Source organism: Vibrio sp. MEBiC08052 (assembly GCF_001506075.1).
In the GTDB taxonomy this organism is placed as follows: Bacteria; Pseudomonadota; Gammaproteobacteria; order Enterobacterales; family Vibrionaceae; genus Vibrio.
The window spans coordinates 87908-107547 of the sequence record NZ_KQ947477.1; the positions used below are offsets into that span (position 1 = coordinate 87908).

Annotated in this window: 16 protein-coding genes; 3 read left to right on the plus strand and 13 right to left on the minus strand. The window is 45.6% G+C overall.

The features are described 5' to 3' along the window. Positions 1-301 precede the first annotated feature (301 nt). Entirely contained in the window at positions 302-1450 is a 1149-nt protein-coding gene (locus VRK_RS20280; RefSeq protein WP_059123312.1) for a Gfo/Idh/MocA family protein, read from the plus strand. An 85-nt stretch (positions 1451-1535) separates the two neighbouring features. Here the strand turns inward: VRK_RS20280 and VRK_RS20285 are convergent, their stop codons facing one another. The 4 genes from VRK_RS20285 to VRK_RS20300 all read right to left on the minus strand — a co-directional run bounded on the left by VRK_RS20285 (position 1536) and on the right by VRK_RS20300 (position 6001). After that, a complete protein-coding gene (locus VRK_RS20285; RefSeq protein ID WP_059123313.1) occupies positions 1536-2891 on the minus strand; it encodes a glycoside hydrolase family 28 protein in 1356 nt (451 codons plus the stop codon). 23 nt (positions 2892-2914) lie between these two features. Next, positions 2915-3733 (minus strand): carbohydrate ABC transporter permease, encoded by an 819-nt coding sequence (locus VRK_RS20290; RefSeq protein WP_059123314.1) that lies wholly within the window; start codon positions 3731-3733, stop codon positions 2915-2917. Then, positions 3733-4605: a carbohydrate ABC transporter permease gene (locus tag VRK_RS20295; RefSeq protein WP_059123315.1), complete on the minus strand. Its 873-nt coding sequence runs from the start codon at positions 4603-4605 to the stop codon at positions 3733-3735. Before VRK_RS20295 ends, VRK_RS20290 begins: the two co-directional genes overlap by 1 nt. 70 nt (positions 4606-4675) lie before the next feature. Then, positions 4676-6001, minus strand: coding sequence for an extracellular solute-binding protein (locus tag VRK_RS20300; protein ID WP_059123316.1), 1326 nt, complete (start codon positions 5999-6001; stop codon positions 4676-4678). A 512-nt stretch (positions 6002-6513) separates the two neighbouring features. On the opposite strand from VRK_RS20300, the gene VRK_RS20305 reads away from it, so the two are divergent. Further along, positions 6514-7113 (plus strand): GNAT family N-acetyltransferase, encoded by a 600-nt coding sequence (locus tag VRK_RS20305; RefSeq protein WP_059123317.1) that lies wholly within the window; start codon positions 6514-6516, stop codon positions 7111-7113. 18 nt (positions 7114-7131) lie between these two features. Next, the gene (locus VRK_RS20310; protein ID WP_059123318.1) at positions 7132-8226 is read left to right on the plus strand and encodes an ABC transporter ATP-binding protein; all 1095 of its coding nucleotides are present in this window, start codon (positions 7132-7134) and stop codon (positions 8224-8226) included. A 74-nt stretch (positions 8227-8300) separates the two neighbouring features. On the opposite strand, the gene rraB is transcribed toward VRK_RS20310, so the two are convergent. The 9 genes from rraB to VRK_RS20355 are packed head-to-tail and all read right to left on the minus strand — an operon-like array spanning position 8301 to position 19528. Next, on the minus strand, positions 8301-8720 hold the full coding sequence (gene rraB, locus VRK_RS20315; protein ID WP_059123319.1) for a ribonuclease E inhibitor RraB: 420 nt from the start codon (positions 8718-8720) through the stop codon (positions 8301-8303). A gap of 37 nt (positions 8721-8757) precedes the next feature. Continuing rightward, a complete protein-coding gene (gene tldD / locus VRK_RS20320) occupies positions 8758-10209 on the minus strand; it encodes a metalloprotease TldD (protein ID WP_059123320.1) in 1452 nt (483 codons plus the stop codon). Further along, entirely contained in the window at positions 10206-11039 is an 834-nt protein-coding gene (locus VRK_RS20325) for a carbon-nitrogen hydrolase family protein (protein ID WP_059123321.1), read from the minus strand. The genes tldD and VRK_RS20325 overlap by 4 nt, the downstream gene beginning before the upstream one ends. After that, on the minus strand, positions 11036-14983 hold the full coding sequence (locus VRK_RS20330; RefSeq protein ID WP_059123322.1) for a YhdP family protein: 3948 nt from the start codon (positions 14981-14983) through the stop codon (positions 11036-11038). Before VRK_RS20330 ends, VRK_RS20325 begins: the two co-directional genes overlap by 4 nt. 19 nt (positions 14984-15002) lie before the next feature. Further along, positions 15003-16472, minus strand: a complete 1470-nt coding sequence (gene rng / locus VRK_RS20335) for a ribonuclease G (RefSeq protein WP_059123323.1) — start codon at positions 16470-16472, stop codon at positions 15003-15005. A 20-nt stretch (positions 16473-16492) separates the two neighbouring features. After that, positions 16493-17065 carry a Maf family protein gene (locus tag VRK_RS20340; RefSeq protein ID WP_059123324.1) on the minus strand — a complete coding sequence of 191 codons (573 nt, stop codon included), beginning with the start codon at positions 17063-17065 and terminating at the stop codon, positions 16493-16495. Further along, complete coding sequence (gene mreD / locus VRK_RS20345) at positions 17062-17550, minus strand: rod shape-determining protein MreD (RefSeq protein ID WP_059123325.1); 489 nt, start codon at positions 17548-17550, stop codon at positions 17062-17064. The genes VRK_RS20340 and mreD overlap by 4 nt, the downstream gene beginning before the upstream one ends. Then, complete coding sequence (mreC, locus tag VRK_RS20350) at positions 17540-18427, minus strand: rod shape-determining protein MreC (protein WP_059123326.1); 888 nt, start codon at positions 18425-18427, stop codon at positions 17540-17542. The genes mreD and mreC overlap by 11 nt, the downstream gene beginning before the upstream one ends. A gap of 57 nt (positions 18428-18484) precedes the next feature. Then, positions 18485-19528, minus strand: coding sequence for a rod shape-determining protein (locus tag VRK_RS20355; RefSeq protein WP_038185732.1), 1044 nt, complete (start codon positions 19526-19528; stop codon positions 18485-18487). Positions 19529-19640 lie beyond the last annotated feature (112 nt).

Consider the following 19640-nt stretch of genomic DNA (forward strand, 5'->3'; position numbering starts at 1 on the left):
CCCCTTGATACATGGTTGAAATGGGTCACCTGCCATTTGTAACCTTTAGCCAAAATAGAGAAAAATAACACCAATATCAACAAAAAAGATTTCATATAAAAAAACTAAAAAAATAAATAAATAAATAATATATTGATTTATATAAATATATTAAAAATCACAGCAAAAACATTTTATTAAAAATCTTTATTTACTTTTTTTTGTGAAGTAAATAGGATAGATTAAATAACGCTCATCTATTGAACAATTTGTCTTGCCAGAACCGAGCTTGGCTCATCACGTAACTGGTCAGGGAGGAAAAATGAAAGTAGGGATAATTGGATTGGGGCATCGCCTTTCTCACGTTCTTAGAGACATGAGCAAAGCAGACCCAGACTTTTCAATCGCAGGTTATGTTGACCCCGTGCCAGCCGGACTACCAAATTTACACCAATTTGGCATAGAACCCGGCCAGTCTTATGAAAACCTTGAAGCAATGCTCAGTGCCGGAGGCTTTGATTTGCTGATGGTAGGTACACCCAATTTTATGCATCTTGAGCATATTCGTGCTGGTTTACATGCTGGTTATACGGTATTTACGGAAAAGCCGGTCGTCATCGATCAGAAACAAAGTATTGAGCTAGCCAAACTGGTAAAGGAGTACGGTGAAGATAAAATCATCGTGGGGCTGGTACTACGCTATTCACCGCTATATCAGGATTTAATCAGCGCTAAGAAACAAGGTACACTGGGCGAAATCACTTCGATTGAAGCGACCGAACATATTCCTCCCCACCATGGTGCCTTTTTCATGCGAGACTGGCGCAGAATGGAGAAATACGCCGGACCTTATATTTTAGAAAAATGCTGCCATGACATCGACCTTTACCAAGGGCTCGTTGGTGAGCGCCCGGTACGCGTTGCCAGCTTCGGCGGTAGAAAATCATTTACGCCCGAACATGCGCCGACAGGAGCCGTGACCACCGATTCCGAGATGTATCACACCAAGCCCAGCGGCTGGAATAGCACTAACGCCGTGTTTGATAGCGATGCTGATATCATTGACTACCAAAATGCCATCATTGAATATCAAGGCGGTGCCACACTATCGTTTCATGCGAACTTAAATGTCCCTGATGAGTTCCGTCGTTTTTGCGTAATCGGTACCGACGGGATGGCGGAAGGTGATTTTGTCCGTAACTTTTTTAAAGTCCACGATGCCCGAACCACCAACTGTTTAACCGACAAGCAGTACGAAGGCACCGCTTATGATGGTCACTACGGCTCAGATGAATTAATGGCACAAGAAGTCGTTAATCACATGCTTCATGGTACACCGCTCAAAGTTTCTGTTGTGGATGCTCTGGAAGCGGGCTTAACGGCTATCATGATCGACCAGGCAAGAAAAAACAAAACCGTCATCGATATGACGGAATGTTGGGCTGAATTCGATAAAGCACTTGGACGCTAACGACTTACAGTTGGCATTAGCAAAAACCATGTTCAAAATGAAGCCGCAGCATTGAGCTGCGGCTTTTGTTTTATCTACACTGACCTTATATTTGGACGTCCCCCTCCAAATCATGAACAAAGACGATTTTTTCCGGATTCCAACTTGCACCTTCTTGCTGAGTAAAACAGCAAGACTCTAACCTGATCTCCGTCTTACTGATGTTATGAGCAAACACGGCTGGTAATCCATTTGGGTAGTGCCAAACTCCCCAAGGACGAGTCTGTCCTTCTAATATGGTATAGGCATTGTCCATCCCTGAATTGTCACTTTGATGAGGGTTACATGGCGGACGAACGTCATAAGTACCACGATCAGGGTGATGATGCCCAAGTTGCTCTTGGCAGACGTTAAACAAACGAATGTCTTTAACCAACCCTGCCTGCTCGGCATGGAAGTTAATCGCACCTTCTGAACGAATTGTAATATTAGACATAGCAACATGTTCAATGACACCACAAGGGCGATCAGCCTGCCGTCTTTTGGCGGTGATATAGATAGAGTCAGCTTTCCCCCAATGACATGGCGCTGTAAACTTGGTTTCAATTGAAATATTGTCAAAGCTAATATTGCGAATCGCCCCGCCATCACGAGAAACCAACGCTAAGCCTCGATTTGAGTCACTGATAATGCAGTTGCTAAATTTGATATTGTTGAAATCATTGAAACTTTCGGTGCCTATTTTCAACGCAGAACTATGCGAGTGAATCAGGCAATTTTCGACTAAAATATTTTCGCATGCCTGATCCATTCGAGCAGCTTTACGACTGGTTTTAAGGCATACGCCGTCATCGGCAGTGTGCAACTGACAACCACTGACGATAAAATGGCGGCAACCATCTAAATCAATCGCATCGGTATTGGTGTATTTAAAGCTATTTTTCACCTTCACATGACCAATCCGTCCGTACTCACATGAGACCATATGCAATGTCCACATTGGCGAATCAACAATGCTGATATCCTCGATCACTACATCGCTACACTCTTCAAAAATAACCGTACGAGGCCGTTCGGCATGTGGCTTACGATAACCAAGTTCATCCGCTATTGCAGCGTTATAAGCCGGTGCGTTACCATTGATCTTCCCTTGCCCCAAGAGCCCGACATTTTGCTTGCCTTTGGCAAAGATAAAACCGTAGTAACTCCCTTCCGCGACGACTTCACTCGCCCCCGCAGCAAAGTCGCTATAATTGGGAGAAGCAATTAACTCGGCCCCAGCACTTAAATACAGTGACACATTGTTTTCTAAGCAAATACTGCCACTTAAATAGCGACCCGGAGGCACATACAAGATACCGCCGCCTTGTGCACTCACCGTTGCAATAGCCCGGCGAAATACGTCAGTATTCAGGTTATGCCCATCGGCAATTGGGTGAAAATCTTTAAGATTGGTATACATGATAATTCTCTTTGCTTCCTAGATTATTTCACCGCACCCTCAGTGACACCACTAATGAATTTTCTCTGGAATATCAAAAATATAACAATAAGCGGAAGAATAACGATCATGGCACCGGCCATCAGAACAGGGATGTTGATGGTATTCCTGTTCTGGAAAAACATCATCCCAATCGGTAGTGTTCGTAATTCTTCCTTATTGACTAACACCAACGGGATGAGGAACTCATTCCAAGTCCAGATAAATAGCAACAGTCCTAACGTTAATAAGGTCGGACGAATAGCCGGCAACAAAATTTTCCACAAAATAGTAAATCGTGGCGTGTTATCCATAACTGAAGCTTCAATGAGCTCTTTCGGTACTTGAGTAAACGCAGTCGCTATCATCAAAGTACTAAACGGAATTGAAAGTGCGATCTGAGGCAAAATAAGTGCTAAATGGGTATTTATCAGTCCGAGCCAGTGCATTTCATGATACAGCGGAATCATAAATGCCTCAGAAGGCAAGACCATGCCAAGTGCAAGCAACAAAGCAAGAAAAGGCTTCCCGGGCAACTTCAAAAACGCGAATGCAAACCCCGATAAAGTACCAAGCGCCATACTGGCAATCACAACCGGAAATACGATCAAAAGCGAGTTCACAAAATATGTTTTAAAGTGTCCTTCCTGCCATGCAGACACATAATTGTGAAAGCTAAAATGCTCTGGAAGAGAGAAAAAACCTTGCAACATTTCCGATTGAGACTTAAACGATGCCGATAGCACCAATAAAAACGGTGCGATGGTCAAAATGGCAAAAAACCATAGTAACATGCGAGATAACATGGGGTTATTCGAGGTCATTAATGTCGCTCCCTAAGCACAAAATGCAGAAATCCATTTACCGCAAATACAATCGCCATACTGACCAAGGCAACGGCAGAAGCATAACCAAAGTGGTGCAAATCAAAACCCTGCTGGTACATATACATATTCGTAATTAAAGTTGATGTTCCCGGACCACCTTGGGTCATCACATAGATCAGATCAAACGCTTTCAAACTGGCAATAACGGTAAGAATCAAGGCAACACGGACTTCTGGCAGCAATGCCGGCAAAGTAATACGAATGAATTTTTTCCAGTGCGTTGAACCATCCAGTTCTGATGCTTCGTGAATTGACGGATCCATCCGTTGGATGCCCGACATAAAAAGAACTAAACAAAAACCAAAGAAATACCAAACCGCAACAAAGCCAGTCGCCGGAAGGGCCCAATCAAAATCCCCGAGCCAAGCTTTGGCCATTGACGGCATACCAATATATCTGAAAAATTGATCAATCGGCCCAAATGCCGGGTTATAGAGCCAGCGCCAAACCACACCCAGCACTGCCATCGGCATAATATAAGGCATGAAAAACAAAATTCTCATCATGGTGAGCTCTTTTTTATTTTTCAATTCATTGAGAAAACTACACAGTATCAGCCCTAAGCCTATCGGTATAACGGTATAAAACCCCATCAGTTTGACGTTGTTACCGATCGCTATCCAAAATTTCGGATCATTGAAAATCCCGATGAAATTTTGCAGACCGACATACACGGGATGGCTACCGCCATCCCATTCTGTCACGCTAACCCCCAGTGAGGTCATCAGTGGAAATAAAAGAAAAACGCAGTAAATAAACAATGAAGGTAATATATAGAGCGCATTTCTTGTAATAGAACGGTTGAGCATGGTCACAATCCCTGTACGACAAGAGCTGGCCCGTAAGCGCCATGCGCTTACGGCCTCACTGAGATAAAAACTATTGGCGAAGAGACTTCATATAGCTTTGGTAATTTTCATCCAGATGATTCGACAGTTGCTGCGGGGTAATTCTGTCCGCCATTAACATCTGTACATTTTCATTAAGCGTAGCCAGCATACTTGGCGTAGACCAGTCAACATAGTGACCCAGTGCATTATCCTTGTTCACTTGGACCCAAGCCGTATAAATATCACCAAGTAATTGATTATCTGCTGGTAAAACGACTTTATCCGCTTGAGCCGCTGGGAGGAAACCGTGGCTTAACCAATTCGCTGCCACTTCGCTTGAAACAAGATAATCGATAAACTTCGCAGCAGCTTGTTGCGCCTGTTCGGTGTTAGCGGTAGAGGTAATTGAAAAAGGTAAATCCGTGCCACCGACCATTAAAGGTTTATCGACGCCGTCAAATTTAGGCATGCCAATAAAATGGATATCTTTGTTCGCTTTAAATTGACCGGAGTACCAAGTACCACTGATGAAGAATGCCGCTTGACCATTTTGAAATAACGTTGCTGCGTCATCCTTACCAATCCCTTGGAAACCCGGGAAAAAGTAACCTTTTTTATGCCAGCTTTGCATCAACTCAGCGGCATGTTCAAGCGCTGCATTTTTAAAAGTACCGCCTTTGCCGTAAATAAGCTTATCCAGAGACTCACGTTTGCTGGCATCAATCTGGCTTTCCCAGATAGCACTTAACATTTGTTGCCCAGCGTTACCATCAAGTAACCCAAGCATGATTGGAGCGATACCTTTTGCTTTGAGTTTAGCCATATCCGCTTCAAATTCAGCCATCGTTTTTGGCACGGTAAGGCCGGCTTGATCAAGCAAAGCTTTGTTATAATACAAACCTATCATTTCGCCCAGACAGGCAACGCCATACAATTCGCCGTCACCAAACTGGCCGCTTTTCGACCAGCGATTACGTTTTAAAATCGATTCAGGGAAGCTGGCTGTCCAGTGGTAAGTTTTGTCAAGATCGTCCATCGGTACTAACAAATTTTGCTTGACCAGAGCGCCCATATCGCCAACCCCTTGGTTAACCTGAGCAACCTGAGGACCATCACCAGAAGTCAGTGCGAGTTTTAGCGGAATACGCATATCTGCAAAAGAGTGGATCGAACGTTCAACTGTTATGTCTGGATTCTGCTTGCTAAAGGTTTTAATCGCGTCTTGAATCACAGCCGATTGACTGGGGTAGTTATATATATCCCATGTATCCACAGTCGTTTTGGCTTGAGTCGAAAACGCCAAGCCTGACATAACAATTGGGGTGATTAGCGCACATATGTTCTTACGGTTAAAAAAGGGGAATTTACGATCCATGTGGAATCTCCAATAACACAACTCATCATTTCACTAGACGAACCAAGCCTCACTTCCTGTACAAGTTTTCGCCTAACCCACGAATAGACTTACTTCTTTTTATAAACAAAGTAAAGTTTTATTTCAAAAATGTTAACAAAATTGTTGTCACGTCAAACTATCAATCAACCAAGTGAATGTTCGATTTATAGCACCTGCTCCGCATCGCCATTCCCCCCGATACCCGACAAAAGCGCACCACCTTTAAATATACATATAACCCATTGTTAATTGAAACTTTTTGTAATATTCAAAAGAAATAAGTTCGGTTTCATATCAGAGTTCAACGCTTAAAATCATATCGCTTCCCAGAGAATTTTTCATTTGAAATACCCGTTTGAAAATGAACAAAATTTCACCACAATGCACTTTACATATCCGTAATTAAATCTTGCTTAATGCTTTTATTTATTATTTACTGAGAATTAAGTTGATTGATATTCACTCGAAAAGTACAGAAAAGGAGTTCTGTAATGTCTACCCGCTGTTTTATTCGTCAGGCTCGCGTAGAAGATGAAGAAGCCCTTTATCAAATTTGTCTTAAAACCGCTAAGGCAGGTAATGATGCCAGTGATGTCTATAGCGACCCTCACTACCCCGGTCAACTATATGTGGTGCCTTATGCCCGTTTTGAACCTGAATTAGCATTTGTCCTAATCTGTAATGAACAAGTGGTCGGCTACGCTGTTGCGACTTCAAATACTCGGCAATTTGAACAGACTCTGGAAAATAAGTGGTGGCCGGTCCTGCGTCGGGCATACGCGAATCGCGAAGAGCAAAAGCCATTTGACAATAAGGTACTGAATCAGATTCGTCATCCTCATGTTGCCGCCCAAGAGCTCGTATCAAAATGGCCTGCCCACCTGCACATTAACTTACTTCCTCAAGTACAAAGCGGCGGATGGGGAAGTAAACTCATCAGTGCTGTGGTTGATGCCCTGCAGAAAAAGCAAGCCCCCGGAGTTCATTTAGGTGTGAGCCTACAAAACGAAAAAGTGTGTGAATTTTATAAAAAACAAGGATTTACTCATATCATTCGCAGTAACGCGATCTATATGGGCCGCGAACTGTAATGCATAGGAAGGCAGAAAATGGCAAAGCTTGAACTTATCGGCATTAGAAAAAGCTGGGATAATCAGGAAGTCATACACGGCGTTGACTTAAAAATCAAAGATGGCGAATTTATTGTATTTGTCGGCCCGTCAGGATGCGGAAAATCAACCTTATTACGCATGATATCCGGACTAGAAAACATCAGCGAAGGCTCTCTAGTGATTGGTCGCAAAGAAATGACGAATACCCCGGCGGCGAATAGAGGCATTGCAATGGTATTTCAGTCATACGCACTATATCCCAATATGTCAGTCCGTAATAACCTCGCTTATCCGCTTGAAATGGCCAAAGTACCTAAAGCAGAAATTGAACAAAAAGTTGCTGAAGTGGCAAAAACGCTGCATCTTGAACCAATGCTTGACCGGCTCCCCAAAGCTCTTTCCGGAGGTCAAAGACAGCGTGTGGCGATTGGCCGAGCCATCATCCGCGAACCTGACATCTTCTTATTTGACGAGCCACTCTCTAACCTTGACGCAGAACTACGTCTCCAAATGCGGATTGAGATAGCCAAACTGCATGAATCTCTGGGGACAACCATGATCTATGTGACTCATGATCAGCTTGAAGCGATGACGTTAGCTGATCGCATTGTCGTGCTTCGTGATGGAAAAATCGAACAAGTTGGCTCACCACTTGAGATCTACCATAACCCGAACAATATATTTGTCGCCGGATTTATTGGCTCACCCAAAATAAACTTACTTCCGGCAGAAGTGGTCAACGCCTACCAAGGCCAAATACAAGTTCGCGTCCCTGCTCTTGGGCTTGATCACCTTATTTTTAGTCTGGAAACACCCGTGAACGAAGGCCAGAAAATTTCGATTGGTTTCCGACCAGAACACATTATTGACGACATCAATGATGGCGCAGATAGTCAAGTATTTAAGGTGCCTGTGGCCTATAGCGAGCATCTTGGACATACCAATTATCTTTACCTTAATGTGGGCGAAGAAGATATGTTTGTCGTTGAATCACGCCAAACCGAAGCTATCCCCAATCATAGGCTAGTCGCGTTTGCTGTAGATCCGCAAAAGGCACTGCTATTTGATGAAAACGGTTTACGGCTTCGCTAATGTCTCAGCGGGTAATCACAATACATAAAAAAACCAGCGATCACTCGCTGGCTTTCCATTCTTATTCGTCTTTCTTATTCATCATCTTCTTCATCGTCGTCAGGATAAAGGGCATCTTCCCCTTCGTAATACGTCCCCCAACCATCATAGATAATGTCAAATTTCTCCGCCAGATGGATTAATTTTTCAGCCTGCTCATCAATGGCTTCAGCATTCAGGGCTGACTGCATCGTTGCATCACAACAAAACAGCATTTGCCCGTCTTCTTCATCTTCAACTTCTTCGGCTTCCAACACCTCAAAGCCCATTTTAAACGCTTCAACAGCGGCTTTTTCAAGCTGCTCAAATGTCTCCGCAAACAGGTGATGTTCTATCTCATACAGCGCTTCGGGGTCACTGCCATCTTCGAGGAGTGCCGCAATAATTTCTCGGGTATCTTCTTTCTGTAGTTCGATCAACGACTCAACAGAAACATAATCGTCTTCATGGGACATGTTCATACTCCAGCTTGATATTGAAAAATATTGATGATTAATCCGTCCCACCAACAGTAATTGCATCGAGTTTGAGAGTTGGCTGTCCGACACCGACCGGTAAACTTTGTCCGGATTTACCACACACGCCAACCCCTTTATCAATTTGTAAATCATTGCCGACCATCGAGACTTGTTGCATCGCTTCAATCCCGGAACCGATCAATGTTGCCCCTTTGATGGGGCGTGTGATTTTGCCGTTTTCGATCAAATAGGCTTCAGATGCCGAAAACACAAACTTTCCAGAGGTAATATCCACCTGTCCCCCACCAAAGTTTGGTGCATACACGCCTTTCTCAACCGTTGAAATAATTTCTTCCGGTGTATGCTGACCGGGAAGCATATAGGTATTGGTCATCCGTGGCATCGGCAGATGAGCATAAGACTCCCGGCGACCATTGCCGGTCGGTGCCATTCCCATCAGGCGAGCATTGAGCTTATCTTGCATATAGCCTTTCAGCACGCCATTTTCGATCAGGACATTATACTGCCCCTGAACCCCTTCATCATCAATATTCAATGATCCGCGGCGATCTTTTAATGTGCCGTCATCGACGATGGTACAAAGATCCGAGGTGACCTTCTGCCCGATCTTACCGGAAAATACTGACGATCCTTTGCGGTTAAAATCGCCTTCAAGCCCATGACCGACAGCTTCATGTAATAACACGCCCGGCCAACCGGCCCCGAGAACCACCGGCATCGTTCCCGCTGGTGCAGCAATGGCTTCTAAATTGACTAATGCTTGTCGAATCGCTTCATCAGCAAATTCATAGGCGACGGCCATACCGTCACGCTCAGTCAGAAAGTAGTCATAACCGACCCGGCCACCGCCTCCGGCACTGCCTTTTTCACGCCGATCGCCTTTTTGTGCCAATACACTGATTGACAGTCTGACTAACGGGCGGGTATCGCCGGCATATGTACCATCAGTGGCAGCAATCAAAACTTGCTCATAGACGCCACTCAGGCTGATCGACACTTCCTGAATCAACGGTTCTTTGGTACGGATATACGCATCCAATGCTTTCAGCAATTCAGTCTTCTGTTGCTTTTGCCAGCTATCAAGCGGATTATCCATGCCATAATAATCCTGAGTATTTCTGCGGGAAAATGGCCGGATCCGCTGTTGACCGCTTTGGCCTTGCTGAGCGATCCCTCTCGCTGCTGTCGCACTCTGCTGTAAAGCGTCTTCAGTGAGCTGATCCGAATATGCAAACCCGGTTTTTTCACCACTGACCGCCCGGACACCAACGCCCCGATCAATATTGAAAGAGCCGTCTTTAATCAACCCATCTTCCAGAACCAGCGATTCATGCCAACTGGACTGAAAATACAGATCCGCATAATCGATCTGCCGGGCCATCATATTCGACAACGTTTGCTCAATAAATTGTTCAGAAAGCCCGGTCGGATGAAGCAGTGCTTTTTCTATATGTTCAATTGTCATAATTCGCTCTTCTGTTCCAAAAACTGATTGCTAAATCTTGTATGAGATAATACCGGCATTGAGGTTCTTACCTGAGCTAACAAATCAAGATCAATATCAGCGACGAGTGTCGCTGCGGTTTGCGCCAGACTTGCCACGATCTCTCCCCAAGGGTTGATGACCATCGAATGTCCCCAAGTCTCCCGACCTCCCTCATGAACACCACCCTGATTGACAGCAACCACCCAACACTGGGTTTCAATCGCTCGGGCTCTCAGGAGTATCTCCCAGTGAGCCCGTCCGGTCACAGCGGTAAACGCGGCCGGAACCAAGATAATCTGGGCACCTTGCTGGCGTAACATGGAGTAGAGATGAGGGAAACGTACATCATAACAAATCGAAAGCCCCAACTCACCAAACGGTGTTGACGCTAACCGAACTTCGGAGCCGGAAAGGAAGATATCCGACTCGCGGTAATGTCGGTGTCCATCCGCAACATCAACGTCAAACATATGCAGCTTATCATAAGATGTGACAAGCTGACCGTCAGAGGAATAAACCAGCAAAGTGGTTGTCACGCCCTGTGGCGTTTTCACCGGGAAACTACCGATGACAAGCCAGACTGAAAACGCTTTTGCAATTCGGCAAAAAGCATCCTGCAAAGGGCCTGTGCCCAAAACTTCGGCATGACGATGATAGTCTTGTTTGGAACCGAAAACGATGGCATTTTCCGGTGTAACAATCCACTCAGCACCCTGAGCAGATAACGCTTCAACCTGTGACTCAATCCATCGAAGATTGTGCTCCGGATCAGGCCCGGATGTCATCTGAATTAAACCGACTCGGCTCATTGGGTCGCTCCTTGTTTGTGTTGCTGTGCTTCTTCGCGTAATTTTTCCGGTAGTTTGAATTCACCTTTACTCCGGGAGATCTCTTTCACGACAGGATTATCAATCGGCCCTTTCACTTCATAATTGACTTCCGTGAATACCTCAACCACCGGGGAGATTACCGTTGTGATAGCCAACACATAGAGTCCTGTCACCGGGTTGACGGCAAAAGCACTGAGGACGGGTATTCCAGACGTCATATCCGGCACAAAATGAACTTCCGCATCAATGTTATTGGCATTCAGATCAACGATACCTTTAATGGTCATATTGCCGGCTAAGGCATCCATCTCAATATTATTGGTCACGAACACACCCTGTGATATTTCTCCGCTTCCTTTAATTGAGTTAAACGCCATTCCCTGATCAAAAACATCACTGAAATCGAGCTGCATTTTACGAATAATGGAATCTAAACTAAACAATCCCAGAAAACGTGCCGCACCACTGACATCGGAGATACTGCCTTTACCAAGTTTTGAGCTGACCGAACCTTTGAGCGTATCGACCTGAGCAGCCCATGGCGCACCATCCCATGCCATCTGCGTCTTGATCGAGAATGGTGCATTCTGAATCCCCGAAGTGATTCCGAAACGCTCCATCAGATCACTATTGTTATCACCTTTCAAATCCATGTTTAGCACAGTATGGGACTGTTTCCCATCCAGTGTCCACTGACCATTGACATGAATTTCATTACTCCCGCTGACGATATCAATATTCTTCCATGACAGCTCTTTCCCCTGTCGCTGGAAATCCATGTTCAAACGACCGACTTTATATCCCTGAAACCAAAAGTCTTGGATCACCAATGTCAGGTTTGGCATCAACTGATGAAACTGACGATCAAAATTGGTAATGCGGCGCTCATTCTGACGAGACTCATCAATAAATAACGAATCGTGCTCTTTCCGCTTTTCCAACGCGGGGATATAGAGATGAAGTTGATCCAAAGCCACACTCAAATCATAAGGGGCAATATAATTGGCTTTCCCTTGAACTTCTTGACTCTGGACATTCATCCGCCAGCCAAAACTTTTATGTCGGGCAAGAAAATCCACATCGTGCCATTCCAATGTCGCCAGCGTCAGATCTTTCACTTGCATTTCGATATGATCCGGTATCGGCAACTGTGGCATTGACATCGCTTGATTGGCACTGCTTTTCGGTGCACCGGAGGGGGCCTCTTCTTTGGTCAGCAATGCAATCCATTGATCGAGATCGAAATGATTCAGGCGGATTGTGGCTGAATGTCCGACAATCGGACTCACTTTAAAGCTCCCGTTACCAAAAATCAGGTTAGTTGCCGTGAGCACCGGTTCGGATTGTGTTACATCGATTTCCGTCTGATACTTGGCATGAGGTACCTGAATCCGGGCACTGATCGTTTCCTGATTGCCAGAAATCTGTAATACGGCTTTCCCTTGTTCCTGAACCTTTTTATTTAATGGATAAGGATATTGACTGGCAATCGCTTGCAAATCTGTGTCTAGGTTTGCCTGATAAGAGAAACCGATATCATTGAGCTGAATATCAACGCCCATTTCCCACGGTGCATGGCCGGAGAGTGGTGCAATCCATTTTTGACCGACATAAGATGCCAAAGGCGTGACTTCCCAATCGCCGACCGTATCAATATGAACATTGTATCCTTTGCTGCCGCTTTCTCCTTGAAAACTCCATGAGACCGGTTGACCTAACATTTCCCCCTGCAACGCTGACGCAGTAACGACATCATTGTCAAAACGAATCCGACCGGACACTTTACGTAAATCAAGTGAGGGGGACTGAATATCAACTCGATTGTTCTTTAGGTCTGCCCATCCCCACGCTCTCGGCTCTCGGTGGCTTTCAAAAGGAATATTAAGCTGAAACTCAGACTGGATCTTGCCGTTCACCTGTACGGTTGTTAATGCGGCACCGACCGAATTAACCAACGGGGTCGATGTCATAAAATCACGTAATGCGTTCCCTTGAGCTTCCGCTTTCGCTTCAATTTCAATATGTCCCGAATCGATCAAAACCGGAATCCGTCCGGTAATGCGTAACGCATTCACATCCATCAGATGCGCCTGTTTCGAATCCAGATACATTGATTCATTCTGAAACAGCAGATTCACTTGTAAATCAGTTAAAGGTGGCCATGCAGTATCATAACTGAACCGGGCATTTTTTAACCCGACCCAAGCCTGAAAAATACCGTCATGACGCTGATAAGGAAAATCGTTCAGACGCCCGTACCACAGTATCTTCGCAGTCTTTACTTCCCCCCCCTGAATCGCAGTTGACAAATAATCTGTCAATTCATCTCCTAATGCACGGACCGGCAAATAACGCCATGTTTCTCCGGCCTGAAAGAGATCGACTTCAGTATACAGTGACAGTAACGGACTCTGATCATGGAAAAAATCCAGTTTAAATTGACCGACGGTCTGTAAATCAGGCGTGCGTACGGCCACATGATCTGACCATAATGACCAACCGTCAGCAGTAGACTGCCAGACTAAATTGACCTGACCTTTTTGGATAATCAGCGGTGCCTGAAATACATCACCGTAAGGAAGAGTGTCATCATCCAGATTGGCCCGAATCACTGCTTTATCGGTATTGCCACGGATGCTCGCCTGAAGATGGTGAACTTCCGGCAACAAAGACCACTGCTGAATTGCCCCTTCGGACAGTTGCGCAGAATATTGTCGGATACCCTGCATGTCACCGGCTAAGCGAATATCATGTAATGTGCCTTGTGGTTTCAGTTGTACCAACATGCCTTGCAGTTGCTTGGACAAAGGCATCCGTTTGATCAGCGGCACTAATGAACCAATGTTGATCTCACCGATATTCATCAGCCAGTGATCAGGCTGCCATTTCATCAAAAAGTTGAGTTCCGGCCACTGCGTCTCATCCGTTTGTAATACCACCGACTGAGCTTGAATCACCATGCCGTCTTGCTTCGGAATCAGTCGAAAAGTCCCTTCCTGCATATGCAAACGGTGCTGTTTACCCGGAGCTGAGTCTGAATGTTTATTGGATAGATCCGACCAGAACAGATCGGAAGGACGGACCTGTACATAACCATCTTTCGGGGTATTGTGTTCGAGCGTCAACCAGCCATTGAAACTAACCTGGCCACTATGAATGCCGGTCTCTTTTTTCAGATACTGAGTCAGCCACGGACCAATGCTAATATTGTCCGAACTGACATAAAACTGGCCGGAAATATCATGGAATGAGTCAAAATCCTCAAAGTCTGCACGAACAGAAAGAGAGTTAATACCGGTATTGGTGACACTCACCACGCCTTGGGCCTGATGGCGGTGGCCGTTGTTCTGCCATTTCAGTCTGGCAATTTCCAGTTGCCGGATATCACCAGAAATCGAGCGATAACGAATGGTCGAGTTCAGAATCGAAAAATCATCGAGCTGACGCAGAAAAATATTATCCAGATGACGAATGGTTTCCAGCTGTATTTTTTCTTGCTCGTCCCGGTCACGGGAGTCATTAAGCGACTGTTGTTGAAACAAATCAACCGAACTGACATCCAGCTTCGACTGGTGAATGACTAAATTGGCAATCACGGGCTGCCATTGCAGCAGTGATTTAAATAGGTCGAATTCAATATCGACCCGATCAGCTGCAAAATGAATATTCGATGTATCGGGTAAATGCGCTTGAAACCCCGTCAGAGAAAGAGAAGGGTGACGATTACGCCAAAATCCTTGTATATCCTTCACAGAAAACTGAATTTCAGCCTGACTGTTCATCCATTCGGTCATTGGAATCTGATACTGATTCATATGAGGTAAAGCAACTCTCAAAGCTGAAATCAGAATCGCAAGCAAAACCAACAGGCTTAATAAAAGCCATAGTAATGTCCGTACAAGACGAGAAACTATAAAACGCACTATACCCTACTCAGTTAAGTCACATCATGACAACATCAAACTGTTCTTGGACATACAAATGTTCCGCTTGAATCCGCACCTGTTTGCCAATAAAGACCTCAAGCTCTGCCAACGCATGAGATTCATCACCCTGTAAAGAATCAGCAACGGCCGGCGAAGCATAAACGACGAATTTATCTGCATCATAAGCCCGGTTCACCCGGGTAATTTCACGCAAAATTTCAAAACAAACGGTTTCAACAGTTTTGACTTGTCCACGCCCTTCACATGTTGGACAAGTAGAACACAACACATGTTCAATACTTTCTCGCGTTCTCTTGCGTGTCATCTCCACCAATCCCAAATGGGTAAAACCATTGATATTGGTTTTGACACGATCTTTACTCAGTGCCGTTTCTAATGAGGCCAGCACGCGGGTCCGGTGTTCTTCCGAGACCATATCAATAAAATCAATAATAATAATGCCCCCCAGATTACGCAGTCGAAGTTGACGGGCGATCGCTTGGGTGGCTTCAATATTGGTGTTGAAAATTGTCTCTTCCAGATTACGGCGGCCGACAAATGCCCCGGTATTGATATCGATGGTAGTCATAGCTTCCGTTTGGTCGATGATCAGATAGCCACCTGATTTCAGCTCAACCTTACGCTCCAGAGAACGCTGGATTTCATTCTCTGTATCATACATATCAAAAATGGGTTTATCGCCTTCATACAACACCAGTTTATCGGTCAGTTCAGGCACGTATTCAGATGTGAATTCTTTGAGATTTTCAAACTCCAGACGCGAGTCCACCAAAATTTTGGTTAAATCGGTCCCGACGAAATCTCTGAGGATACGCTGTGACAGCCCAAGTTCGCCATAAAGGGTAGTCCGCGTTTTATACTTTGCCCGCCGCTCCATGATCTTGCTCCACAAGCGCTTGAGAAAAGCGGCATCCTGAGAGAGTTCTTTCTCATCGGCACCTTCTGCGGCAGTGCGGATAATAAAGCCCCCCAATTCATCACAATAATTAGCGACGATATTCTTGAGACGCTCTCTTTCGCATTCACTTTCAATCCGTTGGGAAACACCGACATGACTGGCACCGGGCATAAAGACCAGATAACGGGAAGGTAGCGTGATATCCGTTGTCAGGCGAGCGCCTTTAGTACCGAGCGGATCTTTGACAACCTGTACTACGATATCTTGTCCCTGACGGACAAGTTCAGAGATATCGCGTACCTGAAACTGTTGCTTTTCATTTTCCGCCACACATTCAGTGTGGGGAACAATATCCGAAGCATGCAGAAAAGCGGCCTTATCCAGACCAATATCAACAAACGCAGCCTGCATACCGGGCAATACCCGACTCACTTTTCCTTTATAAATATTTCCGACGATGCCGCGTTTTGCATCCCGTTCGATATGGATTTCCTGCAGGACCCCACCCTCTATCATCGCCACGCGACTCTCACTCGGAGTTACATTCAACAACAACTCTGCACTCATGAGCGCACCTCAATTTGATTTTATAAAAATTTATGCAAGAGCTGGTCAGTTTCAAATAGCGGTAGTCCGACAACGGCAAAATAACTACCTTCAATCCGAGTTACAAATTTTCCACCCAATCCCTGAATACCATAACTGCCAGCTTTATCACACGGTTCACCCGATTGCCAATAGCGTTCTATTTCATTATCTGACAACGGTTTAAACCATACATCCGTGGTTACCACTATCGTGTGTGTTTGTCGGGCATCGGTGACCGTCACGGCGGTCATGACCTGATGGTTTCGCCCGGAAAGCTGTAAGAGCATCTGCCGAGCATGTGTAAAACAGGTCGGTTTTTCGAGAATATGCTGATCAACCACCACAATCGTATCTGCCCCTAAAACAACTGCTCGCTCAGACATCACCATGTGCAAACCTGCGATTGCTTTTTCCCGGGATAATCTCGACACATAGGCTTGCGCTGATTCATGGGCCAGATGCTCTTCTACGACCTCAGGTAAAATAATCTCGAATGAGTAATCTAACTGCGTCAGGAGCTCTTTTCGTCTCGGGGAAGCAGAAGCAAGATAGAGTATCCGGTGGCCGTTCATCGAATATTCCAGTAGCGTCTCACGCGCCTCAGCAGCAGGAAAAGCCATGGCCACAAAATACAGCTAATGATCCCCCCCCATAAAGAGAGCGCATTAAACTCAACTGGACGGAACAAAAACTCCCCCCCCAGAACCATGACATCGAGTGCGATCGTCAGTAACCCAATCACGATCGCCTGCTGCCACAACGCCATATTCCGCAGAATCAAAAAGTTCATCGCAACAATATACACAATAATAGACAACATCATGCCACGGATCCCCAGAGTCGATCCGAGAATCAAGTCCCAGAGTAGTCCAAGTACCAGAGCGGTTCCGACATTAACACGGTGAGGCAGCGCGAGTACCCAGTAACAGAGAATCAGTAAAATCCATGAGGGGCGCAATAACTCAAGCGCCCCCGGCCATGGGATCGTCTGCAAAACGAGCGCACAAAAGAAGGATATCCAGATCACAACATGCCCTTTCAGGACTCTATTGGCCACGCTGCCCCTCCTTATCCAAGGTATCCGTTAAAGGCTGGCGGGTTTTCTGTTGGCGGTCCTCGTTCGGCCAGACCAGCAACAAATAACGTAAGCGATCAAAGTCAACGACCGGAGTTGCTTCAATCACAGCAAACTCACGACGTGTGTCTTTATCTACTTTGGATACTCTGGCGACAGGATAACCCTCCGGGTAAATGCCTCCCAATCCTGAAGAGGCCAGCAAATCCCCCTCTTCGATATCGGTACTACTCGGAATATGCTCCAGTTGAATATATTCCGACTGGCCATTCCCGGAAGCAATCACTCGAATATCATTGCGTAGATCCTGAACAGGAATCGCACTATTGGCATCAATCAGCAGTAACACCCTGCTATTATGAGCAGCCACAAACGTCACCTGACCGACGATCCCTTTTTCATTAATAACGGGCTGGCCTTCATAGACGCCATCGGTCCGGCCTTTATCAATCACAACTTGGTGGGTATACGGTGAGGTATCGACCGCCATCACTTCCGTGACCATCTTTCGCTCATCCCGAACAAAAGACGATCCCAGTAATTTTCTTAAGCGCTGATTTTCTTCTTTATACTGATTGAACAAAATCAAATCACTTCTGAGCGTCAATACTTCTTGTTTCAGCCGTTGATTGGATTCCAATAACGTCTTGTGACTCTGCATCCGCTCGTATAAACCGTCAAATAAAACCCGGGGAAGGTCCGCAGCATACTGAATCGGTGCAACGAAACTATTGAGAAAATAACGTACGTGAGAAAAAGTATTTAAACGACTATCAGCCAGCATGAGACTGGCTGATAATACAACGGCAAAAAAAAGACGTAGCGAAAGAGATGGACCTCGCCCAAAAATTGGCTTCATGATGACAATCCCGTTTTGCAGCGTCTCTTCATCTCAAACAATGACACAAAGATGGCACTACTCTTCACTAAATAAATCACCGCCATGCATGTCGATCATTTCTAGCGCTTTACCACCGCCTCGGGCAACACATGTCAGTGGGTCATCGGCAACCACAACGGGGATTCCCGTTTCTTCGGTCAGCAGACGATCAAGATCTTTCAGCAGTGCACCACCACCAGTCAGCACCATCCCGTTTTCAGAAATATCTGATGCGAGTTCCGGCGGACATTGCTCTAATGCAATCATCACGGCAGAGACGATCCCGGTGAGCGGCTCCTGGAGCGCTTCCAGAATTTCATTCGAGTTCAGTGTAAAACTACGCGGCACACCTTCTGCCAGATTACGACCACGAACTTCTATTTCCCGGACATCGTCACCCGGATAAGCCGTCCCGATTTCATGTTTAATCTTTTCGGCAGTCGCCTCACCGATCAAACTACCGTAGTTACGGCGAACATAATTGATAATCGCCTCATCAAACCGGTCGCCACCAATCCGTACTGAAGACGAATACACGACACCATTGAGAGAAATAACTGCAACTTCAGTCGTCCCGCCACCGATATCAACCACCATTGAACCGGTCGGCTCCGAAACGCGAAGACCCGCACCGATAGCAGCAGCCATCGGTTCATCAATCAGATAAACTTCACGGGCTCCGGCACCTTCCGCCGATTCTTTGATCGCACGTCGTTCAACCTGAGTTGAACCACAAGGGACACAAATCAACACCCGGGGACTCGGTTTAAGAAAACTATTGTCATGGACTTGTTTGATAAAAGTTTGCAACATTTTCTCAGTGACGTAGAAATCAGCGATTACACCATCTTTCATGGGACGAATTGCTGAAATATTCCCCGGTGTTCGTCCCAGCATCTGTTTCGCCGCATGTCCGACGGCAGCGACACTACGACCACCACGCCCTTTATCTTGGCGAATTGCTACAACGGAAGGCTCGTCAAGGACAATACCTTGTCCTTTGACGTATATAAGCGTGTTGGCAGTCCCTAAATCAATCGATAAGTCGTTTGAAAACATACCACGAAGTTTCTTAAACATATTCTTCGTTCATCCTGCAAGAAAATTGAAGATTAAAATTCCGTTAAATGTACCAATGCCTTGCTGTCACAGCAAGATATTGACACCGAAACATGGACAGAAACACGCAATT